Annotated in this window: 24 protein-coding genes; 13 read left to right on the forward strand and 11 right to left on the reverse strand. The window is 70.3% G+C overall.

From position 1 onward, the window contains the following. Positions 1-165: 165 nt before the first annotated feature. On the forward strand, positions 166-1,623 hold the full coding sequence (locus OG866_RS33645) for an NCS2 family permease (RefSeq protein ID WP_329340610.1): 1,458 nt from the start codon (positions 166-168) through the stop codon (positions 1,621-1,623). Between the two features lie 94 nt (positions 1,624-1,717). Here OG866_RS33645 and OG866_RS33650 read toward each other — a convergent pair whose 3' ends face one another. The 3 genes from OG866_RS33650 to OG866_RS33660 all read right to left on the reverse strand — a co-directional run bounded on the left by OG866_RS33650 (position 1,718) and on the right by OG866_RS33660 (position 4,508). Continuing rightward, on the reverse strand, positions 1,718-3,166 hold the full coding sequence (locus OG866_RS33650) for a peptidoglycan D,D-transpeptidase FtsI family protein (RefSeq protein ID WP_329340611.1): 1,449 nt from the start codon (positions 3,164-3,166) through the stop codon (positions 1,718-1,720). Between the two features lie 94 nt (positions 3,167-3,260). Continuing rightward, positions 3,261-3,731 carry a GNAT family N-acetyltransferase gene (locus OG866_RS33655; protein WP_329340613.1) on the reverse strand — a complete coding sequence of 157 codons (471 nt, stop codon included), beginning with the start codon at positions 3,729-3,731 and terminating at the stop codon, positions 3,261-3,263. A gap of 3 nt (positions 3,732-3,734) precedes the next feature. Next, positions 3,735-4,508, reverse strand: a complete 774-nt coding sequence (locus tag OG866_RS33660; RefSeq protein ID WP_030956770.1) for an IclR family transcriptional regulator — start codon at positions 4,506-4,508, stop codon at positions 3,735-3,737. A 133-nt stretch (positions 4,509-4,641) separates the two neighbouring features. On the opposite strand from OG866_RS33660, the gene OG866_RS33665 reads away from it, so the two are divergent. Next, the gene (locus OG866_RS33665; RefSeq protein ID WP_329340617.1) at positions 4,642-6,171 is read left to right on the forward strand and encodes an aldehyde dehydrogenase (NADP(+)); all 1,530 of its coding nucleotides are present in this window, start codon (positions 4,642-4,644) and stop codon (positions 6,169-6,171) included. Positions 6,172-6,304: 133 nt separating this feature from the next. Further along, positions 6,305-6,913 (forward strand): DUF1349 domain-containing protein, encoded by a 609-nt coding sequence (locus tag OG866_RS33670; protein WP_329340618.1) that lies wholly within the window; start codon positions 6,305-6,307, stop codon positions 6,911-6,913. Here OG866_RS33670 and OG866_RS33675 read toward each other — a convergent pair. Next, a complete protein-coding gene (locus OG866_RS33675) occupies positions 6,879-8,252 on the reverse strand; it encodes an MFS transporter (protein WP_329340620.1) in 1,374 nt (457 codons plus the stop codon). The genes OG866_RS33670 and OG866_RS33675 overlap by 35 nt on opposite strands. A 49-nt stretch (positions 8,253-8,301) precedes the next feature. Between OG866_RS33675 and OG866_RS33680 the strand changes: the two genes are divergently transcribed. The 3 genes from OG866_RS33680 to OG866_RS33690 all read left to right on the forward strand — a co-directional run bounded on the left by OG866_RS33680 (position 8,302) and on the right by OG866_RS33690 (position 11,284). Beyond that, the gene (locus tag OG866_RS33680; RefSeq protein WP_329340622.1) at positions 8,302-9,300 is read left to right on the forward strand and encodes a GlxA family transcriptional regulator; all 999 of its coding nucleotides are present in this window, start codon (positions 8,302-8,304) and stop codon (positions 9,298-9,300) included. A 103-nt stretch (positions 9,301-9,403) separates the two neighbouring features. Continuing rightward, on the forward strand, positions 9,404-10,129 hold the full coding sequence (locus tag OG866_RS33685) for a DsbA family oxidoreductase (RefSeq protein WP_329340623.1): 726 nt from the start codon (positions 9,404-9,406) through the stop codon (positions 10,127-10,129). Positions 10,130-10,198: 69 nt separating this feature from the next. Beyond that, positions 10,199-11,284 carry an aminotransferase class V-fold PLP-dependent enzyme gene (locus tag OG866_RS33690; RefSeq protein WP_443063594.1) on the forward strand — a complete coding sequence of 362 codons (1,086 nt, stop codon included), beginning with the start codon at positions 10,199-10,201 and terminating at the stop codon, positions 11,282-11,284. 121 nt (positions 11,285-11,405) lie between these two features. On the opposite strand, the gene OG866_RS33695 is transcribed toward OG866_RS33690, so the two are convergent. Then, positions 11,406-11,915: a MarR family winged helix-turn-helix transcriptional regulator gene (locus OG866_RS33695; protein ID WP_329340625.1), complete on the reverse strand. Its 510-nt coding sequence runs from the start codon at positions 11,913-11,915 to the stop codon at positions 11,406-11,408. A 178-nt stretch (positions 11,916-12,093) separates the two neighbouring features. On the opposite strand from OG866_RS33695, the gene OG866_RS33700 reads away from it, so the two are divergent. After that, complete coding sequence (locus OG866_RS33700) at positions 12,094-13,167, forward strand: alkene reductase (protein WP_329340626.1); 1,074 nt, start codon at positions 12,094-12,096, stop codon at positions 13,165-13,167. Here the strand turns inward: OG866_RS33700 and thpD are convergent. The 6 genes from thpD to OG866_RS33730 form a co-directional block, all read right to left on the reverse strand. Beyond that, positions 13,151-14,038 (reverse strand): ectoine hydroxylase, encoded by an 888-nt coding sequence (gene thpD, locus OG866_RS33705; protein WP_329340627.1) that lies wholly within the window; start codon positions 14,036-14,038, stop codon positions 13,151-13,153. The genes OG866_RS33700 and thpD overlap by 17 nt on opposite strands. Positions 14,039-14,043: 5 nt before the next feature. Then, on the reverse strand, positions 14,044-14,442 hold the full coding sequence (locus OG866_RS33710) for an ectoine synthase (RefSeq protein WP_329340629.1): 399 nt from the start codon (positions 14,440-14,442) through the stop codon (positions 14,044-14,046). 55 nt (positions 14,443-14,497) lie between these two features. Then, a complete protein-coding gene (gene ectB, locus OG866_RS33715; RefSeq protein ID WP_329340630.1) occupies positions 14,498-15,769 on the reverse strand; it encodes a diaminobutyrate--2-oxoglutarate transaminase in 1,272 nt (423 codons plus the stop codon). A 56-nt stretch (positions 15,770-15,825) separates the two neighbouring features. Beyond that, positions 15,826-16,356 (reverse strand): diaminobutyrate acetyltransferase, encoded by a 531-nt coding sequence (gene ectA, locus OG866_RS33720; protein ID WP_329340632.1) that lies wholly within the window; start codon positions 16,354-16,356, stop codon positions 15,826-15,828. Between the two features lie 306 nt (positions 16,357-16,662). Beyond that, on the reverse strand, positions 16,663-17,193 hold the full coding sequence (locus tag OG866_RS33725; protein WP_329340633.1) for a DinB family protein: 531 nt from the start codon (positions 17,191-17,193) through the stop codon (positions 16,663-16,665). Between the two features lie 71 nt (positions 17,194-17,264). Continuing rightward, entirely contained in the window at positions 17,265-18,365 is a 1,101-nt protein-coding gene (locus OG866_RS33730) for a pyridoxal-phosphate-dependent aminotransferase family protein (RefSeq protein WP_329344418.1), read from the reverse strand. Between the two features lie 241 nt (positions 18,366-18,606). Here OG866_RS33730 and OG866_RS33735 point away from each other — a divergent pair, with 241 nt between their 5' ends. The 6 genes from OG866_RS33735 to OG866_RS33760 all read left to right on the forward strand — a co-directional run bounded on the left by OG866_RS33735 (position 18,607) and on the right by OG866_RS33760 (position 24,903). Further along, positions 18,607-19,467: a transporter substrate-binding domain-containing protein gene (locus OG866_RS33735; protein WP_329340634.1), complete on the forward strand. Its 861-nt coding sequence runs from the start codon at positions 18,607-18,609 to the stop codon at positions 19,465-19,467. A 4-nt stretch (positions 19,468-19,471) separates the two neighbouring features. After that, complete coding sequence (locus OG866_RS33740; RefSeq protein WP_329340635.1) at positions 19,472-20,305, forward strand: amino acid ABC transporter permease; 834 nt, start codon at positions 19,472-19,474, stop codon at positions 20,303-20,305. Beyond that, complete coding sequence (locus OG866_RS33745) at positions 20,302-21,099, forward strand: amino acid ABC transporter ATP-binding protein (RefSeq protein ID WP_329340637.1); 798 nt, start codon at positions 20,302-20,304, stop codon at positions 21,097-21,099. Before OG866_RS33740 ends, OG866_RS33745 begins: the two co-directional genes overlap by 4 nt. Before the next feature lie 330 nt (positions 21,100-21,429). Continuing rightward, positions 21,430-22,521 (forward strand): amidohydrolase family protein, encoded by a 1,092-nt coding sequence (locus tag OG866_RS33750; protein ID WP_329340639.1) that lies wholly within the window; start codon positions 21,430-21,432, stop codon positions 22,519-22,521. 254 nt (positions 22,522-22,775) lie between these two features. Continuing rightward, the gene (locus OG866_RS33755; RefSeq protein ID WP_329340641.1) at positions 22,776-23,681 is read left to right on the forward strand and encodes an SCO1860 family LAETG-anchored protein; all 906 of its coding nucleotides are present in this window, start codon (positions 22,776-22,778) and stop codon (positions 23,679-23,681) included. A gap of 178 nt (positions 23,682-23,859) precedes the next feature. Continuing rightward, positions 23,860-24,903, forward strand: coding sequence for a LacI family DNA-binding transcriptional regulator (locus OG866_RS33760; protein WP_329344419.1), 1,044 nt, complete (start codon positions 23,860-23,862; stop codon positions 24,901-24,903). Positions 24,904-24,912 lie beyond the last annotated feature (9 nt).

Genomic DNA, 24,912 nt, shown 5'->3' on the forward strand with positions numbered 1-24,912 from the left:
GGAAGCGTAGCAGTGATCGAACGCTTAGCTCGTACGGGGCTTCGAACGCAGTCTGACGGGTCGACGCCGATTCCGTAACACGTTGAAAACCTGAAACGAGTTCAACACAGGAACAATCCAGCCAGCATCCGCGCACAGATCATTCAGGCAACAAGGAGCACAGCCATGTCCGAGACGAAGACGCCGGCCGACCGGCCAACCGCCCCACCACAGGCGGCTAACAGCCTGGACCGGTACTTCAGGATCTCCGAGCGAGGGTCCACCTTCGGCCGGGAGATACGCGGCGGATTCGCCACGTTCTTCACGATGGCCTACATCCTTGTCCTGAACCCCATCATCCTGGGCAGTGCGAAGGACAAGTTCGGCCACCACCTGGACGCCGTCCAACTCACCACCGCCACCGCCCTGGTGGCCGCAGTGATGACGATCATCATGGGCGTCGGCGGCAATCTGCCCCTCGCGCTCGCCGCCGGCCTCGGTCTCAACGCGGTCGTCGCCTTCCAGATCGCCCCGCTGATGAGCTGGGACGACGCGATGGGCCTGGTCGTCCTGGAGGGCCTGCTCATCTGCGCGTTGGTGGTGACCGGACTGCGTGAGGCGGTGATGCACGCGATCCCGCAGCCGCTGAAGCAGGCGATCAGCGTCGGCATCGGTCTCTTCATCGCGTTCATCGGCTTCGTCGACGCCGGTTTCGTCAGCCGTATCCCGGACGCCGCGAACACCACGGTTCCGGTGCAGTTGGGCGGAACCGGCTCCCTCGCCGGGTGGCCGATTCTCGTCTTCTGTCTCGGCGTCCTGCTGACCATCGGACTCCTCGCCCGCAAGGTGAAGGGCGCGATCCTCATCAGCATCGTGACGATGACGATCCTCGCGATGATCATCAACTCGGTCGCAGACGTGAAGAGTTGGGGGCTGACCACGCCGGCCTGGCCCGACAAGCTGGTCGACACTCCCGACTTCGGCCTGATCGGCCACTTCAGCCTGTTCGGCGCGTTCGACGCGGCGGGCGTCGGCATCATCACCGTCGTCCTGCTGATCTTCACCCTCGTGCTGTCCGACTTCTTCGACACCATGGGCACGGTCGTCGGCATCAGCGCGGAGGCGGGACTGCTGGACGAGGAGGGCAAGGTGCCCAACCTCGGCCGTGTGCTGCTCATCGACGGTGCGGCGGCGGTCGCGGGCGGCGCGGCGTCCTCGTCGTCCGCGACGTCCTACATCGAATCGGCGGCGGGTGTCGGCGAAGGCTCGCGCACCGGCTTCTCGAACCTCATCACCGGTGGGCTGTTCGGGCTCGCGCTGTTCCTGACGCCGCTGCTGACGATCGTGCCGCTCCAGGCCGCCGCGCCGGCGCTGGTGGCGGTCGGGTTCCTGATGATGACGCAGGTCAAGAACATCGACTGGGAGAAGTACGACATCGCGATCCCGGCGTTCCTGACGATCGCGGTGATGCCGTTCACGTACTCGATCACCAACGGGATCGGGGCCGGGTTCCTGGCGTACGTGGTGATCAAGGTGGTGCTCGGGAAGGCGAAGGAGATCCACTGGTTGCTGTGGGGGGTTTCGGCGCTGTTCCTGGTGTACTTCGCGATCGACCCTATTGAGCAGGTCCTCGGGGCCAAGTGACGGGCGCTGCGCGACCAGTGCGGGTGGATCGTGGCTGGTCGCGCCCACGCGGCGGAGCCGCACATTGATACAGCCCCGCGCCCCTAAAGGCCCTTTACTGGACCGCTGCTTTCATCATTGCCCTGGCCACGGGGGCCGCCAGGCCGTTGCCGCTCACCTCCGAGCGAGCCGCGTTCGACTGCTCCACCAGTACCGCCACCGCGACCTCCTTGTCGCCTGCCTTGGCGTAGGACGTGAACCAGGCGTACGGCGTCTCGCTGTTGTTCTCGCCGTGCTGGGCCGTGCCGGTCTTGCCGCCCACCGTCACGCCGTCGATCTGCGCGTTCGTACCCGTGCCGTCCTCGACGACCGTCTGCATCGCCGACTGGAGCTGCTCGGCGGTGTCGGAGCTCATGATCTGGTCGCTCGACGCGTCGTCGTCGTAGTCCTTGAGCACGTCACCGCCGCTGTTGGTGATCTGCGAGACCATGTGCGGCGAGACCAGCTTGCCGTCGTTGGCGATGGCCGCGGAGACCATGGCCATCTGGAGCGGGGTGGCGGTGACGTCGAACTGGCCGATGCCGGTGAGGGCCGTGGACGAGTCGTTCATGTCGGACGGATAGACGCTGGTGTAGGCCCGTACCGGCACGTCCTGCGATGTGTCGTTGAAGCCGAACTTCTCGGCCGTCGCCCGCAGCTTGTCCTCGCCGAGGTTGTACGCCATCTTCGCGAAGACGTTGTTGCAGGAGTACCGCAGCGCGGTCCGGATCGACGCGTCCTCACAGGGGGCGGACTTGTTCTCGTTCTCCAGCGGGGTGACCGTGCCCGGCAGGGTGTACGGGTCCGGGCTGTCGGTCTTCTCGTCCACCGACGAGTACAGACCGTCCTCCAGCGCCGCCGCCGCGACGACCAGCTTGAACGTCGAACCCGGCGCCACCGGCTGTCGCAGCGCGCGGTTGGTCAGCGGCTTGTCGGCGTCCTTGGTCAGCTTCTTCCAGGCCGACCCGGCGGTGTTGGCGTCGGTCAGCGAGGACGGGTCGTACGACGGGGTGGACACGACCGCGAGGATCTTGCCGGTCTTCGGGTCGATCGCGACGGCCGCGCCCTTCTTGTCGCCGAGCGCGTCATAGGCGGCCTTCTGCACATCCGGGTCGATCGTGGTGACCACGTTGCCCGGCTCGGCCCGCTGGTTGGTGACCGTGTCCATGACGCCCTTCAGCCGGCTGTCCGAGCCGTTGAGGAGGTCCTGGTAGATGCCCTCCAGCTGGGTCGGCGCGTACGCCTGCGAGGCATAGCCGGTCACCGCCGCGTACAGCTCGCCGTCCTTGTACGTGCGCTTGTACTTGAGGTCGCTCCCTGTCGTCTTCGCGGAACCGGTGATCGACTCACCGGCCACGATGATGTTCCCCAGCGGAGACGAGTACGTCTCGATCGCGTTCCGCCGGTTGTCGCTGTCGTCCGCCAGCGCCTGGCCCTCGTAGAACTGCACCCAGGTCGCCCGCACCAGCAGAGCGAACACCAGCAGCAGCGCGAAGACCGACGCGCGCCTGATCGTCTTGTTCATCCCGCACTGGTAGACGAGCGAGGACGATCGAATCGTTCCATGCGTCCGCTTTTCTCATCGGACGTTCATGTACGACGATGCGGTGACGACGGTGTCAGGCGTCCAGCCTCAGCACGATCTCGTCGATCTCCTCGCCGCGGGCGTGGGCGTACCCCCGGTCATGGGCCGACACCCGGAACCCGCACTTCTCCAGCACCCGCCGCGAACCGGCGTTGTCCGCCGCCGCGCGGGCGTAGAGCGGGCGCTCGGTGATCTCGGCGAGCAGCGCTCCGAGGGCCGCCGTGGCGATCCCGCGCCCCCAGTAGGCGCGGTCGACCCAGTAGGTGACCTCGCGCTCACCGGGCTCCCCGTACACCGCCGCGCTGCCCACCACGTCGCCGTCGACCAGGATCGTCCGGTTGTCGGCGTCGGAGGCGAGCACCCGTTTCCAGTGCTCGTCGAACGCGTCACGGTCGGCCGGGTCCTTGGGGACGAAAGCGGCCATGTGCAGGGACTCGGGATCGTTCATCTGCCGGAAGAAGACCGGCAGATCACTGTCGTGAACCTCTCGGAGCGCGATCTGCATGCCTCAGAGCCTACGGGTGGCCAGTGTCAGCCGGTCCCGCGCGTCGAACAGCGCGTCCTTCACCATCTGCTCGTGGGCGGGCGTCAGCCGCGCCACCGGCACCGAGCAGCTGATCGCGTCCCGGGCCGGGGTGCGGTAGGGGATCGCCACGCCGAAGCAGCGCAAGCCCAGGGTGTTCTCCTCACGGTCCACGGCGAAGCCCTGCTCACGGACCTGGTGGAGCTCCTCGATGAGCTTCTCCCGGTCGGTGATCGTGTTCTCGGTCAGCGCCGGGAGCGTCTCCGGGAGCATCTTGCGGACCTGTTCGTCCGAGTACGTGCTCAGCAACGCCTTCCCGAGGGACGTGGAGTGCGCGGGAAGCCGGCGGCCGACCCGGGTGAACGGACGCAGATAGTGCTGGGACTGGCGGGTGGCGAGATAGACGACGTTGGTGCCGTCGAGCCGCGCCAGGTGAATGGTCTCCGTGGTGTCGTCCGACAGCCGGTCCAGCGTGGGCCGCGCCGCGGCCACCACCTCGTCGCCGTCGATGTAGGAGGTGCCGACGAGCAGCGCCCGCACCCCGATGCCGTACCGCGTGCCCGTCGCGTCGGTCTCCACCCAGCCGAGCTCGACCAGGGTGCGCAGCAACATGTAGAGGCTGGACTTCGGATATCCGACGGCCTCCTGGACCGCCGCGAGGGAGTGCATACCGGGGCGTCCGGCGAAGTATTCGAGCAGTTCAACCGTCCGTACGGCGGACTTGACCTGCGCGCCGCCCCCCGTCTCGCCAGCCGACATCGCCCTTGACCCCTTCGTTCGACGGGAAATAGTCTCCAACAGCATATTCACCATCAGGGACAGCGTTCAGCATATCGAACGACCCTGGTGGGTGACCCAGTACTGCGGCATTACATGTGTGGAGGGACCCGCGGTGGCAGCAGCACCAGTCTGGAGTGTCGACCCCCGAACCGGGAAGCAGCGTGAACAGGTTGCGGTGGAGGCCACAGCCCAGGAGGTCGACGCCGCCGTCCGCGCCGCGCACGACGCCCGTGCCTCCCTCGCCGACCGCACGGTCCGCGCGGCCTTCCTGAGGACCGCCGCCGACAAGCTGGAGGCGGCCAAGGACCAGCTCGTCGAGGCCGCCGACGCGGAGACCGCGCTCGGCCCGGTCCGCCTCACCGGCGAACTCGCCCGCACCTGCTACCAGCTGCGGACCTTCGCGGGCATCGTCGACGAGGGCGCCTTCCTCGACGTCGTGATCAACCACCCCGACGACACGGCCACCCCGCCGATCCCGGACCTGCGCCGCTACAAGGTGCCGCTGGGCGTCGTCGCCGTCTACTCGGCCTCCAACTTCCCCTTCGCCTTCTCGGTCGCCGGTGGCGACACCGCGAGCGCGCTGGGCGCCGGCTGCCCCGTCGTCGTCAAGGCCCACCCCGACCACCCCGGCCTGTCCGAGCTGGTCGCGGCCGTGCTGCGCGCCGCCGCCGCCGAGCACGACATTCCGGCGGGCGTCGTCGGCCTCGTCCACGGCTTCGAGGCGGGCGTCGAGCTGGTCAAGCACCCGCTGGTCGCGGCGGCCGGCTTCACCGGCTCCATCCGCGGTGGCCGCGCGCTGTTCGACGCGGCGGCGGCTCGCCCGGTCCCGATCCCCTTCCACGGCGAGCTGGGCTCCCTGAACCCCGTCGTCATCACCGAGGCCGCCGCCGCCGAGCGCGCGGAGGCCATCGGCACCGGCCTCGCCGGCTCGATGACCCTGGGCGTCGGCCAGTTCTGCGTCAAGCCGGGCCTCGTCCTGGTGCCGGCCGGCGCCGCGGGCGACGGCCTGGTCAAGTCCCTCACGGACGCCGTCAGCGACACCGCCTCCGGTGTCCTGCTCGACCACCGCATGCGGGACAACTTCATCGCGGGCGTCGCCGAGCGCGTCGAGCTGCCCGACGTCGAGTCCCCGGTGACACCGGGCGCGGGCGGCGAGCACACCGTCAGCGCGGGCTTCCTCACGGTCGCCGCGGAGAAGCTGGCCGAGGAGGGCGCGTACGACCTGCTCCTCGAGGAGTGCTTCGGTCCGGTGACCGTCGTCGCCCGTTACGAGGACGACGCGCAGGCCCATGCGGTGCTGTCGCGGCTGCCGGGCAACCTCACGGCGACGGTTCACCTGTCGGCCGAGGAGGCCGCCGGTGAGGGGCGCGGCGCGGAGATCCTCGCCGAGCTGACGCCGCTGGCCGGGCGGGTGCTGGTCAATGGCTGGCCGACGGGGGTCGCCGTGGCGGCGGCCCAGCATCACGGCGGTCCTTACCCGGCTACGACGTCCACGTCTACTTCCGTGGGCGGTACGGCTATTGAGCGGTGGATGCGGCCGGTCGCGTACCAGGGGGCGCCGGAGGCGTTGCTGCCGAAGGAACTTCGGGACGACAATCCGCTGGGGCTTCCTCGTCGGTTCAACGGGCGTCTGGAGCGGTAGTTCGCCGTAGGGGTGCGGGGCGCGTTGCGGGCTGCGGGTAGTTCGTGGCTGGTCGCGCCCGCGCGGCGGGAGCCGCAGATCAATACAGCCCCGCGCCCCTAGGTAGCTTCCCTCGCCCTGAGAGAATTTGGTCATGGACATCGAACTTCCCGAACTGCCCTTCTCCCTCCGTACTTACGGGCCTGATGGGCACTGGTCGTACGAAGATGGGGTCCTGACCGGGTGGGCCGGGCCCCGGCAGGATCGGTTCGTGCCGCCCACCGCCGAAGGGCTCGACCCCGCCTCCGACGCTCCCCGGTTGCTCGGGGCGCCGGAAGGGGACTTCCAGCTGATAGCCCGGGTCACCGTCGGCTTCGCCGGGGCCTTCGACGCGGGGGTGTTGTACGTCCATGTCGGCGACCGGGCCTGGGCCAAGCTCTGCCTGGAGTACTCCCCGGACGTGCCCACCGTCTGCACGGTGGTCACCCGGGGGCACTCGGACGACGCCAACTCCTTCACCGTGGAGGGCAGTTCGGTCTGGCTCAGAGTGAGCCGCACCGGGCGGGCGTTCGCCTTCCACGCGTCCCGCGACGGCAAGCGGTGGACCTTCGTCCGGCTCTTCACCCTGGGTGAGGAGAAGGAGACCGGTGCCGCCCTCGTCGGCTTCATGACGCAGTCGCCGATGGGGGAGGGGTGCGTGGTGACCTACGACCACCTGGAGTTCCGCCCTAACTGGATGCAGGACCTGCGAGACGGAAGCTGAACAGCCAGGTCACCGCGAACAGGGCCGCGCTGATGGCCAGGCTCAGCCGCATCCCGGCCACGAAGCCGCCGGCCACCAGCGCCCCGAACACCGCGATGCCCAGCCCTCCGGCGACCTGCCGGGCCGCGTTGAGGACGCCCGCCGCGAGACCGGCCCGCTCGGCCGGCACCGCTTCCATCATCACGGTGGTGAGCGGCGGGACCGTCAGTGCGCAGCCGAGGGCGAGCGGCACGAGCAGCGCCGCCACCAGGGCCGGGGGCGTGGTCTCGTCGACGTACAGGAGCAGCAGCAGCCCCGCGAGCGCGAGGCCCTGGCCGACCAGCATGGGCAGCCGTGCCCCGTACCGGCCGGCCAGCTTGCCCGACAGCAGGTTCGTCGCGCCGATCAGCGCAGACATCGGCAGGAACATCAGCCCGGCGTAGAGCGCGGAACGCCCCTGGACCTGCTGGAAGAAGAGCGAGAAGACGAAGACGGCCCCGTAGAACGCCACGCTGCACGCGGCCCCCACCGCGACCGCCACGCAGACGGTGAGATCGCGGAACAGGCCGAACGGGACGACGGGATGGGGATGCCGCCGCTCGATCCGGGCGAAGGCCACAGCGGCCGTGAGCGCGACTCCCCAGGCCACCAGCCCCGTTGACCCGCCCTCGATCACGGCGAACGTCAGCGAGGTCAGCGTCACCACCGCCGCCACCTGGCCCGGCAGATCCAGCGGCGCGGGACGACGCGGTGAGCGCGGGGCGCGCAACAGCAGCGCCAACGCCACCGCCCCCAGAGGCAGGTTGACGAAGAAGATGCCTCGCCAGTCCCAGGCGGCCGTCAACGCGCCGCCCGCGACCGGGCCCAGGGCCACCGCGACGGACCCGCCCGCGGCCCAGACGGCCACCGCACGGGCACGCCGGGCGGGATCGTCGTACGCCTGCCGCACGAGAGCCAGTGACGCGGGCAGGACGACGGCCGCGGCCACCCCCTGGACCACACGCGCGCCGATCAGCGCGGGGAGGGTGGGGGCGAGACCGCAGGCCGCCGAGGCGAGGGTGAAGACGGTGATGCCGATGCCGTACGCCCGGCTGGCCCCGGCCCGGTCGGCGAACGCGCCGGTGGACAGCATCAGCGCGGCGAACGCGAGGGTGTAGGCGTCCACCACCCACTGCAAACCGGACAGGCCGCCACCGAGCGCCGAGCCGATCGAGGGGAGGGCCACGTTCACCACGGACGCGTCGAGGGTGATCAGCGCGAAGCCGAGGAGGGCGGCGGTGAGGGTGAGGGCGGGAGAAGGGGTCAACTTGGCTGAATCGGGGGTCAGTTGCTGATCCATGAGGGTCTCGTCCGTTGGCATGTTCTCATGCTGCGGATCTTCGGGGACGTACAGTAGTGGCCTGAATGTCATGCACCCGGAGGTTCTGGCCATGCCGCAGCAGCGGGGACCGCACCGCATCGCCGTCATCGCGCCGTCGCCGGTCTCGATGTTCAACCTTGCCATTCCGGAGCTGCTGTTCGCGAAGGTGGAGGTCGACGGGGCACCCGGCTACGAGGTGACCGTCTGCACCCCGGACCCCGGCCCGGTGGCCACCACGGGCGGACTGGAGCTGCATGTGAGCCGGGGCCTCGATGCCGTCCGCGCCGCCGACACGGTGCTGCTCGCCGGAACGGGGGAGCGCTACGCGCCGGACCCCCGCACCGTCGCCGCCGTCCGTGAGGCGGCCGGTGCCGGCCGGCGGGTCACCTCCATCTGTAGCGGCGCCTTCGTGCTGGCCGAGGCGGGGCTGCTGGACGGCCGCAGCGCGACGACGTACTGGCAGCTGGCGGACGAGCTGCGGGACCGCTATCCGGCGCTCGACCTCAAGGGCGACGTCCTGTACGTCGAGGACGGCCAGATCCTCACCTCCTCCGGCTACGCGGCCGGTATCGACATGTGCCTGCACATGATCCGCACGGACTACGGGGCGGCCACCGCCAACGAGGTCGCCCGCCTGGCCCTGGTGGCCCCGGTCAGGCCGGGCGGCCAGACCCAGTTCACCCACACGCCCCTGCCGCCCGAACGGGGCACGGCCTGCGCCGACACCCGGGGCTGGGCCATGCGCAACCTCGACAAGCCCCTCACCCTCACCGACCTCGCCCGCCACGCCGGCGTCAGCGTCCGTACCCTCACCCGCCGCTTCCACGCGGAGAGCGGCGTCAGCCCGCTCCAGTGGCTGCTCCACCAGCGCGTGGAACGGGCCAAGGAACTCCTGGAGACCACCGCCCTCCCCATGGACCAGGTGGCCAGATCCTCCGGCCTGGGCACGGCGGACTCCCTCCGCACCCACCTGGTCCGCCGCACAGGCCTGACCCCGACGGCGTACCGGACACAGTTCAGCCGCGTCGGGACGAGGACCGCCGCCTGACAGGGTGCCGCGCACCGGTCGGCCGCCCTCCCGCCGGGGAATGAACCCAGCTGCTTGAACGTTCACTCACCGTCCCCGCCGACCTGGAGAGAGAGCCGAGAACATGCGCGTCGAGATCTGGAGCGACATCGCCTGCCCGTGGTGCTACGTGGGCAAGGCCCGCTTCGAGAAGGCGCTGGAGGCCTTCCCGCACCGCGACGGCGTCGAGGTGGTGCACCGCTCCTTCGAGCTGGACCCCGGCCGCGCCAAGGGCGACGTCCAGCCCGTGATCAAGATGCTCACCAAGAAGTACGGCATGAGCGAGGCCCAGGCCCAGGCCGGCGAGGAGAACCTCGGCGCCCAGGCCGCCGCCGAAGGCCTCGCGTACCGCACCCGTGACCGCGACCACGGCAACACCTTCGACATGCACCGCCTGCTCCACCTCGCCAAGGAACAGGGCAGGCAGAACGAGCTGATCCAGGCCTTCTACCAGGCGAACTTCGCCGAGGAGCGCTCCGTCTTCAGCGAGGGCGACGAGCGCCTCGTGGAACTGGCCGTCGCCGCCGGCCTCGACGCCGACGACGTCCGCAAGGTCCTCGCCGACCCCACCGCCTACGCCGACGACGTCCGCGCCGACGAGCGCGAGGCCGCCGAGCTCGGCGCGAACGGCGTGCCCTTCTTCGTCCTGGACCGCAAGTACGGCGTCTCCGGCGCCCAGCCCGCCGAGGTCTTCGCACAGGCCCTGACCCAGGCCTGGGGCGAGCGCTCCCCGCTCCAGCTGATCGACCAGAGCGGTCAGGGCGACGCGGAGGCCTGCGGCCCCGACGGCTGCGCGGTGCCGCAGCGGTAAGGAACCCTGGAGCCCCAGCTCAGGGCGCATCTATAAGCATCGCTTAGCGAAACCACGTAAAAATCGGCAATGGACGGGGAGTTCTCCGAAGCCCACAGTGGATCCATGGACACCTTCGAGAGCCTCGTCCGTGCCGAGTTCGCCGCGAAGAACACCTACCTCAACACCGCGAGCACCGGCCTGCTCCCGGTGCGCGCCGTGACCGCGATGCGCACCGCCGTGGAGTCGGCCGCCGCCGGCGACCCGACCGACATGTTCGGGGACGTCGAGGCGAGCCGCGCCGCCTTCGCCCGCCTCGTCGGCGTGCCCGCCGGCCGGGTCGCGGCCGGCGCCTCGGTCGCCGTCTACAGCGGCCTGATCGCCGCGTCCCTCCCCGCGGGCGCCGAAGTCCTCACCGCCGAGGGCGACTTCAGCTCGCTGGTGAACCCCTTCCACGTCCGCGCCGACCTCAAGGTCCGCAGCGTCCCGCTGGAGCGGATCGCCGAGTCCGTCCACCCCGGCACCGCCCTGGTCGCGGTGAGCGCCGCCCAGTCCGCCGACGGAAGGATCGCGGACCTCCCGGCGATCCGTGAGGCCGCGCGGATGCACGGCGCGCGCACCTACGTCGACGCCTCCCAGGCCGCCGGTTGGCTGGCCCTGGACGCGGACGCCTACGACTACACCGCCTGCGTCGGTTTCAAGTGGCTCGTCTGCCCGCGGGGCGTGGCGTTCCTCGTCGTCCCGGAGGACCTCGGGGGGCTGCCCGCGCTGTTCGCCGGCTGGGTGGCGGGGGAGCGCCCCTGGGACGCGTGTTACGGCCCCATCGACGAACTTGCCCACTCCGCACGGCGGTTCGACGAGAGCCCGGCCCTCTTCTCCTACGCGGCGGCCCGCCACTCCCTCGAACTCCTTGCGGAACTCGGCGTGGACGCCATCAGGGCCCATGACCTCGCCCTCGCCGACCGCTTCCGCGCCGGCCTGGCCGCGCTCGGCCACACCCCCGTCCCGTCCCCGGGCGCGCCGATCGTCTCGGTGCCCGGACTCGGCCACCGACAGGGCGAGTTGAGCGCGGCGGGGATCGAGGTCTCCGACCGCGCGGGAAACCTGCGGGCCGCCTTCCACCTCTACAACACGGCCGACGACGTCGATCGCCTGCTGGCCGCGCTGTCCTCCTGAACCACCGGCCACGGCACGCCCGCCGGCGTCGGTCGAGGACGAGCCCGTACGGGCCGAACTCGCCCTGGATCCGGTCGACTTCTGCCTTCTCGTGGGCGGCCGGTACACCCCGGACGAGGTGTCATCCCTCGGTGCCCTCGATGTCCTCGGTGTCCTTCGTGCAGAGGTTGTTCTCGACCTTCACCAGCAGGTCGAGGAGCTGATCGCGCTCGGCCGGTGTGAGGCCGGTGAGGGTGTTCTCCTCCAGGGCGCCCCAGGCCTTCTCGACCTCGGTGAGCAGATGGGCGCCGGCGTCGGTGGCCTCGACGAGGACCGCGCGGCGGTCCGCCGGGTCGGGCAGGCGACGGATGTGGCCCGCCTGCTCCAGGCGCTGGAGCATCTTCGTGACCGTGGACGGGTCGAGGCCGAGGAGTCTGATCAGCTCCGACTGGCGGGCCGGGCCGCGCTCCCACAGGTGCATCATCACCAGCTCCTGACCGGCGTGCAGCCCCAGCCCGCGCAGTAGTCTCCCCGCGGCCTTGCGGTGCAGCCGGGCGGCGCGGGAGATCGCGTGGCTGACCGGCCCGCCGCGGGCCGCCGAGGGCAGCCCGGTACAGGCGGGGCGGGTCTCCGCCTCCTTGGTGGCCTCCATGGGGCTCCCCGTTCTCGCCGTTCTCGCAGGTTTCCTGCCTGGAAGGATACGCGCCCGCGAAAATTACTTGGCCGACCAAGGAATGGGCCGGAGTGACTCCCGGTTGAATTGCTTGGCCGACCACATGAACCGGCCACGCGAACCTTCCCGTATCGCGTCCGTCGCCCGAGGAGCCCCCATGACCACCGCGTTCGACCCCGTCGACCTCGCCGGCACCCCGCTCGCCAACCGCATCGCGATGGCGCCGATGACCCGCAGCCGGGCCGGCGTCGGCGGCCTGCCGACCGAACTCACCGCCGAGTACTACGCCCAGCGCGCCTCCGCCGGGCTGATCGTCACCGAGGGCATCCAGCCCTCCCTCGTCGGCCAGGGCTACCCCGACACCCCGGGGCTGCACAGCGCCGAGCAGGTCGCCGCCTGGCGCACGGTGACCGACGCCGTGCACGCCGCCGGCGGCCGGATCTTCGCCCAGCTCATGCACACCGGCCGGATCGGCCACCCCGTCCTGCTGCCCGACGGGCTGACCCCGGTCGGCGCCTCTCCGGTGGCCGCCGGCGGGCAGGTCTTCACCCACGAGGGCCCGAAGGAGTACGTCGTCCCGCGCGAACTGACCGGGGACGAGATCCGCGCCACCGTCGACGACTTCGTCACCGCCGCCCGCAACGCGATCGAGGCCGGCTTCGACGGCGTGGAACTGCACGGCGCCAACGGCTATCTGATCCACCAGTTCCTGGCCCCGGGCTCCAACCACCGCACCGACGAATGGGGCGGCTCCGTCGAGAACCGCATCCGCCTCGCCGTCGAGATCGCCCGGGCCGTCACCGCCGCGATCGGCGCCGACCGCACCGGCCTGCGGCTGTCGCCCGGCAACCCCCTCAACGACATCCACGAGCCCGACCCGGAGCCGACGTACACCGCGCTGGTCGCCGCCCTTGAGCCGCTGGACCTGGCGTATCTGCACATCATGGAGGTCGGTGAGATCCGCGACCTGACCCTCGCCCTGCGCAAGAGGTTCGGCGGCGTCCTCGTCCTCAGCCCGGCCTCCGAGGGCCCGACGGGGCCGGACGCCCTCACCCTCGTCGAGGAGGGCGTCGCCGACCTGGTCGCCTACGGCCAGCTGTTCCTCGCCAACCCGGACCTGCCGTCCCGCCTGCGCATGGGCGGACCCTTCAACGCCCCCGACCGTACGACGTTCTACGGCGGGGGCGCGAAGGGCTACACGGACTACCCGGTGCTCAGCGGACGGGGGTGAAGTCCCGCGCCCCGATGAACTCGGGGCGCCTGACGGGCGCCGCGAACGGCTCCACGGCCGCGTTGTCCACGCTGTTGAACACGATGAAGACGTTGCTGCGCGGGAACGGCGTGATGTTGTCGCCGGACCCGTGCATGCAGTTGCAGTCGAACCAGGTCGCCGAACCGGCCTTGCCGGTGAACAGCTTGATGCCGTAGTCACCGGCCATCGCCGTCAGCGCCTCGTCCGACGGCGTGCCCGCGTCCTGCATCTGGAGCGACTTCTTGTAGTTGTCCGTCGGCGTGGCCCCCGCGCACCCGAGGAAGGTCCGGTGCGAGCCGGGCATGATCATGAGCCCGCCATTGGTGTCATAGTTCTCGGTCAGCGCGATCGAGACGGACACCGTCCGCATGTTCGGCAGCCCGTCCTCGGCGTGCCAGGTCTCGAAGTCCGAATGCCAGTAGAAGCCGCTGGCCCCGAAGCCCGGCTTGACGTTGATCCGGGACTGGTGGACGTAGACGTCCGAGCCGAGGATCTGCCGGGCCCGCCCGACGACCCGCTCGTCCCGCACCAGCGCCGCGAACACCTCGCTGATCCGGTGCACCTCGAAGACCGAGCGGATCTCCTTGGTCTTCGGCTCGACGATCGAGCGTTCGTCGGCGCGGATCGCCGGGTCGGTGACGAGCCGCTCCAACTCCCGGTGATAGACGGCCACTTCGTCCTCGGAGATCAGCTCGTCGAGGGCGAGGAAGCCGTCCCGCTCGTACGACTGGAGGTCGAGGGACGAGATCGGGCCGGGGGTGTCGGGGGAGCCCCAGACGACGGGGTCCTGGCGCGGCACGGTGACCTCGGCGGCGCCCCGGCTCGGGTACAGATCGGTGATGGTGGTCATCGGGCTCAGACCTCCTCGGTCAGCAACGGATAGACACCGTTCTCGTCGTGGTCCTCCCGTCCGGTCACGGGCGGGTTGAACACACAGATGCAGCGGAAGTCCTCCTTGATCCGCATCGTGTGCCGCTCGTGCCCGTCGAGGAGGTACATGGTCCCGGGCGTGATCGTGTACTTCCGCCCGGTCTCGTCGTCGGTCAGCTCTGCCTCACCCTCGACGCAGACGACCGCCTCGATGTGGTTCGCGTACCACATCGACGTCTCCGTACCCGCGTACAGGATCGTCTCGTGCAGCGAGAAGCCGACCCTCTCCTTGGCGAGGACGATGCGTTTGCTCTCCCAGGTCCCCGACGCGGACCTCACGTGCCGGTCGGTGCCTTCGATGTCCTTGAACGAACGGACGATCACGGTGTTGCGATGCCTCCTAGATCGGCATTTCTTCCTGTTCGGACGGTCTCTCGGATCAGACGGTCTCTCGTACGGAGCGGGCGAGGACGCTGAGGCCCTCGTCCAGCTCGTCGGGGGTGATCGTGAGCGCGGGAAGCAGCTTCACGACCTCGCTCTCGGGGCCCGACGTCTCGATGAGCAGCCCGAGTTCGAAGGCCCGCGCGGCGACCCGTCCGGCCCGCGCCTTGTCGTGGAACTCCAGGCCCCACACCAGACCCCGGCCGCGGTACTCCTTCACATCGGCGAGGTTCTCCTCCGTGATCGCGATGAGCCCCTGCTCGATCTGCTCGCCGCGCGCACGGGTCTGCTTCTCCATCGCCGAGCCGTCGGCCCAGTACATCTCCAGGGCCGCGGTCGCGGTCACGAAGGCCGGGTTGTTGCCGCGGAAGGTGCCGTTGTGCTCGCCCGGCTCCCAGACGTCCAGCTCGGGCTTGAACAGGCACAGCGACATCGGCAGGCCGTAGCCGCTGATGGACTTGGAGACGGTGACGATGTCGGGTGTGATGCCGGCCTCCTCGAAGGAGAAGAAGGCACCGGTGCGCCCGCACCCCATCTGGATGTCGTCGACGATGAGCAGCATGTCCTGCCGCTCGCACAACTCCTTGAGCGCGCGCAGCCATTCGGGCCGGGCGACGTTGATGCCGCCCTCGCCCTGCACGGTCTCCACGATCACGGCGGCGGGCTTGTTGAGCCCGGATCCCTGGTCCTCCAGGAGCCGCTCGAACCACAGGAAGTCGGGGACGGTCCCCTCGAAGTAGTTGTCGAACGGCATGGGCGTGCCGTGCACCAGCGGTATCCCGGCCCCAGCCCGCTTGAAGGCGTTGCCGGTGACGGCGAGGGAGCCGAGCGACATGCCGTGGAAGGCGTTGGTGAACGACACGATCGCCTCGCGCCCCTTCACCTTCCGGGCCAGCTTGAGCGCGGCCTCGACGGCGTTGGTGCCGGTCGGGCCCGGGAACATGACCTTGTACGGCAGATCGCGCGGCCGCAGCACCAGGTCCTGGAAGGTTTGCAGGAACGCGCGCTTGGCGGTGGTCGACATGTCGAGCCCGTGCGTGACGCCGTCCCGCTCCAGGTAGTCGATCAACGCCCGTTTCAGGACCGGGTTGTTGTGCCCGTAGTTCAGCGAACCGGCCCCGGCGAAGAAGTCCAGGTACTCGTGGCCGTCCTCGTCGTACATACGGCTGCCGTGCGCGCGGTCGAAGACGGTGGGCCAGCCGCGGCAGTAGCTGCGCACCTCGGACTCGAGGGTCTCGAAGACGCTGAGGTCGGGCTGGGTGATGGTCACGACGAATCGCTCCTCGTTAGGCGTGGGGGGAGTACGGGGGGGCGTCAGCGGTGCGGTCAGGGGGAGAGGGGACCGATGCGGTACAGGACTTCGGGGTCGTGCGGACCGTCGGGGAACAGGCGCGTCGGGAAGAGCACCTCGCGCTCCAGGGAGGCGTCGTGCCGCTCGGCGAAGGAACCGAACAGCCGCTCCGAGGCGGTGTTGCCGGGGGTGATGGTGGTCTCGACGCTCGTCACGCCGTACTCGCCACCGACCCGCTCGACGAGCCCGTCCAGCAGCGCGGCGGCGATGCCGCGCCCGCGGTAGGCGTCGTCCACGGCCACCTGCCAGACGAGGAGGGTGCGCGGACGGTCGGGTCGCACATAGCCGGTGACGAACCCGACCGCTTCCCCGCGCCCGTCCCGGGCGACGGCCGAGGTGGCGGCGAAGTCGCGGCACCACAGCAGATAACTGTAGGACGAGTTCAGGTCGAGGGCCTTCGAGTCCCTCGCTATCCGCCACAATGCGGCACCGTCCGTCACGGACGGGCGGTCGATTTCCAGGTCGTTCTGCGGGTGGGCTTGCAGGTCTGCTGGTGAGGCAGTCATGCGGATTGAATTTACCGAGGGAAATTAAAAAATGCATGGCCGGATGGGGTTACATGACGGACCTTGCTGTGTTATCGCGCGGGCGCGTACGGATGCGCGAGAAGTGCGAGGTATGGCCCATTATGTCACGTGCAAAAGGTGCAAAAGGGCTGCGATGTGTAACGCGTCACACCCATGTAACCCCCACGAGATCTGCCCGAATCACCCCGCTCGGCGTTCGCCAAATCTTTGCGTTTAGGCCGGAGAAAAGCGGGCAGAAGAAAACGGGAAGCTGTGCTGATAAAGAATTCCAGAATTACCGGAGAATTAGGCGCCGGTTACCCCGTCGATTCCCTCCCGCAAGAGGTCCGCATGTCCGTTGTGTCGAGCGTATTCCTCGATCATGTGGATCAGCACCCACCGCAGACTGACTTCGGTCCCGGTGAGGGGGGCGTCCACCATCCGCCCGGTGTCGTCGAGGGACCACCCGGCGTACAGCTCCCGCCCCCGCTCGACCTCGTGACGCCAGATCGCGAGCGCGTCCTCGAGCGTGCGCGCGGGATCGAGGACGTACCCGCTCGGGTCACCGTCGAACACGGGCGGCAGGTCCAGCCCTCCGATCACCCGCTGGAACCAGTTCCGCTCGACCTCGGCGAGGTGCTGCACCAGCCCGAGCAGGGTGAGGGCGGAGGGCTCGACGGCGGCGACCCGCGCCTGCGCGTCGTCGAGCCCCGCGCACTTGAGCGCGAGCGTGGCCCGATGGAACTCCAACCAGCTTTCCAGCATGGGAAGTTCGGGACCGGTCAGGAGCGGGACCGGACGACCGTCGGGAAGGGTGTGGGGCGTGTCGGTGGTCATGCGCGCAGCATTGCACGCCGGTCCGCGTCACCTGGGCGGGACGGGTAGGGGCGGCGGGGGCGAGAAAGGCCCTACCGCCACTCACCCTCCACCGCCCGCAACGCCCCCTCCACATCCACATCCAGCCCACGCTCCGCCAGCGCGGCGCCCAGCGCCGCCAGACTCGCCCGAACCGCCCCCGGCGTGGCGTCCGCCCCGTAGTGGTTGACCCGGATCATCTCCTTGGCCAGCGCACCCCCACCCGCGACCAGCGGCAGCGCCGGATCGGAGGCCAGCGCCCGAGCCACCAGCTCCGACGCCACCACCCCCGACGGCGCCCGCAGCGTCGTCGCGACCGGCGCCGCGTCCCGGGCCTCGTACACGTACGGCTCAAGCCCCCCGCCGAGCGCCACGGCGCCCGCCCGAGTCGCCGCGGCGGCCGAAGCGTGCTGAGCCATCACCGCGGCCGGCCCGACCTCCTCGATCCGCTCGACGCATGCCTCAAGGGCCAGCATCTCCAGCTGCGCCGGCGCGTGGAGCAGCGCACGCCGGCCACCGTCGACCCACCGCTCCTTCCAGTCCAGCAGCGAGAGGTACGACCGGCGCGGCGCCCGCGGGTTCGCCGCCATCCGCGCCCATGCCCGCTCGCTCACCGACACCGCCGACACGCCGGCCGGCCCGCCCATCGCCTTCTGCGCCCCGATCACGCACAGGTCGACCCCCCACGCGTCCGGCAGCACCGGCTCCGCGCCGATCGACGCCACCGCGTCCAGGTAGAACAGCGCCCCGTGCGCCCGCACGACCTCGCCGATCTCCGCGACCGGGTTGGTGTTTCCGGTCGCCGCCTCCGCGTGCACCAGAGACACGAAGTCGATCGACGGGTGCTCCGCGAAGGCCTCCCGGATCTGCTCCGCCGTGACGGCGCTGTGGAAGGGCACGGCGAGGTCGATGACCTTCGCCCCGCAGTCCCGCAGCCAGTCACCGAAGGTCTGCCCGTAGGGGCCGGTGATGACGTTCAGTGCGACGGTCCCCGGTCCCGCCGTCCCCCTGATGGCCCCCTCCAGCGGCAGCAGTGCCTCGCCCTGCATGATCACGACGTCCTGCGAGGTGCTCAGCAGCCGTGCCACACGGTCCTCGATCGACGCGAAGTGCGCGGCGCTCAGCGGGGCCAGGTCAAGGAACGGGTGCGTCACGGCGGTGCTCTCTTCGCTCACTGGGGTAGACGTGATCGAGGGTAACCGCCCCACGACAACCGCCGCCGACCGGTGCTTCGCAGGCTGACGACCGGTGCTTCGCAGGCCGCCGACCGGTGCTTCGCAGGCCGACGGCCGGTGCTTCTCAGGCTGAACGGCCTCGCGACCATCGCTTTGGTTTGAGAGGCTCAAACGTTTCCTTATAATCGGAACCCACAGTTCCCCCACAGGAGGCTCCCCCGTGAAGACGATCCTCGGGCGCCGGACCCGCATCCTGGCCGCCACCACCGCGACGGCCGGGCTCCTGCTCGTGGCCGGCTGCTCCTCGGACGACGGCGGCAGCGGCAGCAAGACCGCCGCCGGTGGCGTCGAGCTCGTCAAGGCGGGCCAGCTCACCACCTGCACCCATCTGCCCTACCCGCCCTTCCAGTCGGAGATCGACGGCAAGGTGCAGGGCTTCGACGTGTCGCTGATCGACCTGGTCGCCAAGAACCTCGGCGTGAAGCAGGAGATCCTCGACACCCCGTTCGAGAACTTCAAGACGGGCGCCTTCCTCAACTCCGGCGAGTGCGACGTCGCCGCGGCCGGCATGACCATCACCGAGGAGCGCAAGAAGAACGTCGACTTCTCCGACCCGTACTTCGACGCCACCCAGGCCCTCCTCGTCGACAAGGACAGCGGGATCACCTCCCTCGCCGACGCCAAGGCCAAGAAGGTCAAGCTCGGCGCCCAGGCCCAGACCACCGGCGAGGACTACGCCAAGAGCCAGGGCTTCGACCCGGTCTCCTTCGAGTCCTCCGACGCCGTCCTCAACGGTCTGCGCTCCGGCCAGGTCAAGGCCGTCGTCATCGACTACCCGGTGGTCCAGGGCTGGCTGAAGGACAAGGCCAACTCCGACGCCTTCTCGGTCGCCGAGCAGATCAACACCGGTGAGCAGTACGGCTTCACGGTGAAGAAGGGCAACACCAAGCTCCTCGCCGCCATCAACAAGGCCCTCGCCGACGCCAAGGCCGACGGCACCTACAAGAAGCTGTACGAGAAGTGGATCGGCCCGTACGACGCGTCCGCGGCCTCCGCCTCTCCGTCCGCGTCGGCTTCCTGACCCCATGGCCGATACCGACGTACAACTCCAGCCCAAGAAGAAGGGCCTGACCCGGCGTCAGAAGCGCGGCCTGTCGCGCGGCGCGCAGTACGTCCTGTTCGTCGGCGCCGTGATCGCCTTCGCGGTGTCGGCGGACTGGGGCCGGCTCAAGAACCAGTTCGCCCAGTGGGACATCGCGAAGGAGATGTTCCCGGACGTCATCACGCTGGCGCTCAAGAACACCGTGCTCTACACGCTGTCCGGCTTCGCCTTCGGACTCGTGCTCGGCATGGTCATCGCGCTGATGCGGCTGTCGTCGGTGGGTCCGTACCGCTGGTTCGCCGGCGTCTACATCGAGATCTTCCGCGGGCTGCCCGCCCTGCTGATCTTCATCTTCATCGGGGTGGCCGTGCCGCTGGCCTTCCCGGGGACCGAGATCCCCGGCGGCACCTACGGCAAGGTCGCGCTCGCGCTCGGCCTGGTCGCGGCGGCGTACATGGCCGAGACGATCCGCGCGGGCATCCAGGCGGTGCCCAAGGGGCAGATGGAGGCGGCCCGTTCGCTGGGCTTCTCACCGGCTCGCGCGATGGTCTCGATCGTCATCCCGCAGGCGTTCCGCATCATCCTGCCGCCGCTCACCAACGAACTCGTCCTGCTCTTCAAGGACTCCTCGCTGGTGCTGTTCCTCGGCGTCACCCTGGAGGAGCGCGAACTGTCCAAGTACGGCCGCGATCTGGCCAGCCAGACCGCCAACTCCACCCCGATCCTCGTCGCGGGCCTGTGCTATCTGCTGGTGACGATCCCGCTCGGCTTCGTCGTCCGCCGTATGGAGGCCAAGGCCCAGGAGGCGGTCAAGTGACCACCACTACAGAGATCCAGGTCCAGGGCCTGCACAAGTCGTTCGGCGACAACGAGGTCCTCAAGGGCATCGACCTGGAGATCCGGCGCGGCGAGGTCGTCTGTGTCATCGGTCCCTCCGGCTCCGGCAAGTCGACACTGCTGCGCTGCGTGAACCTCCTCGAAGAGCCCACCCGGGGCCGGGTCTTCGTCGGCGGCACCGAACTCACCGACCCGAACGTCGACATCGACGCCGTACGCCGCCGTATCGGCATGGTCTTCCAGCAGTTCAACCTCTTCCCACACCTCACCGTGACCGAGAACCTCACGCTCCCGCAGCGCCGGGTCCTCAGGCGGGGCAAGGCGGAGGCGGCGAAGGTGGCCGCCGAGAACCTGGAACGGGTCGGCCTGTCGGAGAAGGCGGACGCCTACCCCGCCTCCCTCTCCGGCGGCCAGCAGCAGCGCGTCGCCATCGCCCGCTCGCTGTCCATGGGCCCCGAGGTGATGCTCTTCGACGAGCCGACCTCCGCGCTCGACCCCGAACTCGTCGGGGACGTCCTCGCGGTGATGCGCATGCTCGCCAACGAGGGGATGACGATGATGGTCGTCACCCACGAGATGACCTTCGCCCGTGAGGTCGCCGACCGGGTCGTCTTCATGGACGGCGGAGTGATCGTCGAGGACGGCACCCCCGCCCAGGTCATCGGCAACCCCGGCCACGAACGCACCCGCCACTTCCTCTCCCGCCTCCTCGACCCGGCGATGGCCGACGTGGAGGAGGAGACGTCCGACCAGGTGGGCGGCGAGAGCGAGTAGGAGAGGACATCCGTTCCTCTGGGAACGCTGTCCGGCCGTGGCGGCCCATCCGGACGACATCGAGTACGGGCCCGCCCTGCGCCGGGAGATCGTCCGGTCGATCCGCCGCCACCGTCCGGAGATCCTGGTGACCGGCGCGTACACGGCCCGCATGGTCGCGGGCGTGGTCAACCAGCCCGACCACCGCGTGGTGGACGTCACCGGGCGAGCCCCCTGGAACGCGGCATCGCCTCCCTCGCCGAGTACACCAAGGGCCTCGGTGCCGGTGCCTTCGAGGGCCCGCCGCCCTGGGAGCAGTGACGCGCGAAGGCTCCTACTAAGGTGCGAGGCATGAGCGATCGCGCGGTGCTGCACGTCAAGGGACGGATCCTGGTCGGACCCGAGGAGGTCCGCGACGACCTGTGGATCGTCGACGGCCGGATCTCCTACGACCGTCCCGCCGGCGCCCGTGACATCCGTACCGTCGTCGGCTGGGCCCTGCCGGGCCTGGTCGACGCGCACTGCCATGTCGGCCTCGGTCCGCACGGGCCGGTCACGGAGGACGTCGCCGAGAAGCAGGCGCTCGCCGACCGCGAGGCCGGCACCCTCCTCATCCGCGACGCCGGTTCCCCCTCCGACACCCGATGGATCGACGACCGCGAAGACCTGCCGAAGATCATCCGGGCCGGCCGGCACATCGCCCGCCCCCGCCGCTACATCCGCGGCTACGCCCACGAGATCGAGCCGGCCGACCTCGCCGCGTACGTCGCCCAGGAGGCCCGGCGTGGCGACGGCTGGGTCAAACTGGTCGGCGACTGGATCGACCGCGAGGTCGGTGACCTGGCGCCGCTGTGGCCGCGGGACGCGCTGGAGGCGGCCATCGCCGAGGCCCACCGCCTCGGCGCCCGGGTCACCGCCCACTGCTTCTCCGCGGACTCCCTCCCGGACCTGGTCGGCGCGGGCATCGACTGCGTCGAGCACGCCACCGGGCTGACCGAGGAGCTGATCCCGCTCTTCGCCGAGCGCGGCGTGGCGATCGTCCCGACGCTGGTCAACATCGCGACCTTCCCGCAGCTCGCGGCGGGCGGCGAGGGCAAGTTCCCGCGATGGTCGGCCCACATCAGGCGGCTGCACGAGCGGCGCTACGACACCGTCCGGTCCGCGTACGACGCCGGCCTCCCGGTGTACGTCGGCACCGACGCCGGCGGCACCCTGCCGCACGGCATGGTCGCGGCCGAGGTCGCGGAACTGGTCACCGCGGGCATCCCGCCGGTCGAGGCCCTCGCGGCGACGACCTGGAAGGCCCGGACCTGGCTCGGCCGCCCCGGCCTGGAGGAGGGCGCCGTCGCCGACCTCGTGGTGTACGCGTCCGATCCGCGCGCCGACGTACGGGTGCTGGCGGACCCGCAGCGTGTCGTCCTCAACGGACGGGTCGCCGCCTAGGCCACGTTGACGGAGCGTGACCAGTAGTCGGCCTGGCTCGTTCTGCACTTCCGCTCACGCGCCGCCCCGTCAACGGGCGCGCTCGCACAGAAGGGGGTACGGGGGTGACTTCGAGGAACACCCGTGCCGTCCGATTCGAAAAGGTTCACGGAAGCACCACGTTGGGGTGAAGTCCCGTCGGACTGCTGACTGTTCACTCTCAGTGCGTAATTCTTGCCGGGTCCCGAGCAAGTCTCCTCTGAGGGGTCCCCACCTTGAACGGCAAGAACTTCCGTATGCCCGCACGTCGTCTCGCGACCGTCGCGACGGCCACCGCCCTGGCCGCAGGTCCCGCGGCCCTGGCCGGCGCGGGCTCCGCACACGCCACCGGCGACGAGGGCCGCGCGAGCGCCGTCGTCCTGCGCACCGGGCTCGACGTGTCCCTGCTCAACAAAACCGTGAACGTCCCGCTCGCGGTCTCCCTGAACGAAGTGCAGGCGCCGCAGAGCGCCGAGAAGACCGCGCTGACCGCCGAGTTGAACGGCGTGAACAACGGCCAGGCCTTCAGTGTGCTCAACGCCGAGGTCGCGTCGGCGAAGGCGAACGTGACCGGCACCAAGGCCGAGGCCTCGACCGACCTCGCCCACGCCAAGCTCCATGTCCCCGGCCTGCCGCTGCTCTCCGTCATCGAACTCGGCGCGGTCAAGTCCGAGGCGAGCTGCGAGGCCGGGAAGACGCCGGTCGCCAAGTCCAATGTGCTCGGTGATGTCACCGTCCTCGGCAAGAAGGTCACGCTGACCGCCGGGGGCCCGACCGAGGTGAAGGTCCCGGGCGTCGGCGAGGTCCGCCTCGACCTGTCCAAGCGCGAGACCACCTCCCGCACGGCCGCCGCCACCGCCCTCGAACTCACCGTCTCCGTCAATCCGTTGAAGCTCAACGTGGCCGAGGTGGAGGGCACCCTGACCCTGGCGAAGGCCACCTGCGAGTCCCCGGCGGCACCGGCCTCCGCCGCTCCCTCCGAGACCCCGGCCGGTGACGTGAAGCCCCAAGGCGCCCCCGCCGAGGCCGGGTTGGCGGAGACCGGCGGCAACTCCCTGACCCCGTACCTCGCGGGCGGCGCGATCGCCCTGCTCCTCGCGGGCGGCGGAGCGGTCGCGGTGGCCCGGCGCGGCCGGAGCTGACCCGCACGCCGACCCGTCCGGCCGGTCCGAAGCCCACACCACCTCCCTCAGGGCAGCCCCCGCACAAGGGGCGGGCCCTCAGGGGGCGACAGAATGGCCGAGGAGTTCGCGCACGGCTACGCGGCCGACGCGGCACGGGCCGCCGGTGGGACAGGAGACGCGGGGGATGGGCAACGACATGGCAGGCAAGGGGCGGGTCACCATCCGCGAGGTCGCCGAGCGGGCGGGCGTGTCCACGGCGACCGCGTCCCGGGCACTGAGCGGCAACCATCCCGTGCCGCCCGCCACCCGGGCCCGCGTCCTGCGCGCCGCCCGCGACCTCGACTACGTCGCCAACGCCCACGCGCGCGCCCTGGTGGGCGGCGGCCGCAAGATGGCCGCGGTCGTCGTCCGCCAGGTCACCAGCCCCTTCTACGCCCAGGTCGCCGAGGGAGTCGAGGCCGAGGCCGCCGACCGGGGCTGGCTGTGCGTCGTCGGCGCGACCGGCGGAGACCCGCAGCGCGAGATGGAGTTCGTGCAGCTCATGCGGGAGGAGGGGGCCCGGCTGGTGATCCTGGTCGGCGGGGTCGTCGAGGACGACGCGTACCGCTCGCGCGTGGCGCACTACGCGCAGGCCCTGGACTCGATCGGCGCGCGGCTCGTCCTGTGCGGGCGGCCGGCTCCCGATCCCGGGATCCCGGCGCTGGTGGTCGAGTTCGACAACGAGGCCGGGGCCCGCGCGATCACCGGGCATCTGCTGTCGGCGGGGCACCGGCGGATCGTCTTCCTGGGGGGTCTGCCGGGGAACACGGCCCTGGACGCCCGGGTCGCCGGGTACCGGGCCGCGCTCGCGGAGCACCGGGTCCCGGCCGCCGACGCCCGGGTCGTCGACTGCGGCCTCGGACGAGCGGCCGGACTCCGGGCCATGACCCAACTGCTGAAGGAGACACGGACGTTCACGGCCGTGGTCGCCGGGGACGACATGGTCGCCGCGGGCGCCCTGCGCGCCATCGCCGACGCGGGGCTACGGGTGCCCGAGGACATCTCCGTCGTCGGCTACAACGACATCCCGCTGGCCGAGGACTTCAACCCGCCCCTGACGACCGTGCGTACGCCCGCGGAGGAGCTGGGGCGGGCGGCGGTACGGATCGCGCTGCGGGACCCTGACGAGGCCGCCGGCAGCCACCATCTGCTGGGCACGCACATCGTCGTGCGCCGCAGCGTGAGTCATCCGCCGTCGTGAGCCCGCCGC

The organism is Streptomyces sp. NBC_00663 (assembly GCF_036226885.1).
Lineage (GTDB): Bacteria > Actinomycetota > Actinomycetes > Streptomycetales > Streptomycetaceae > Streptomyces.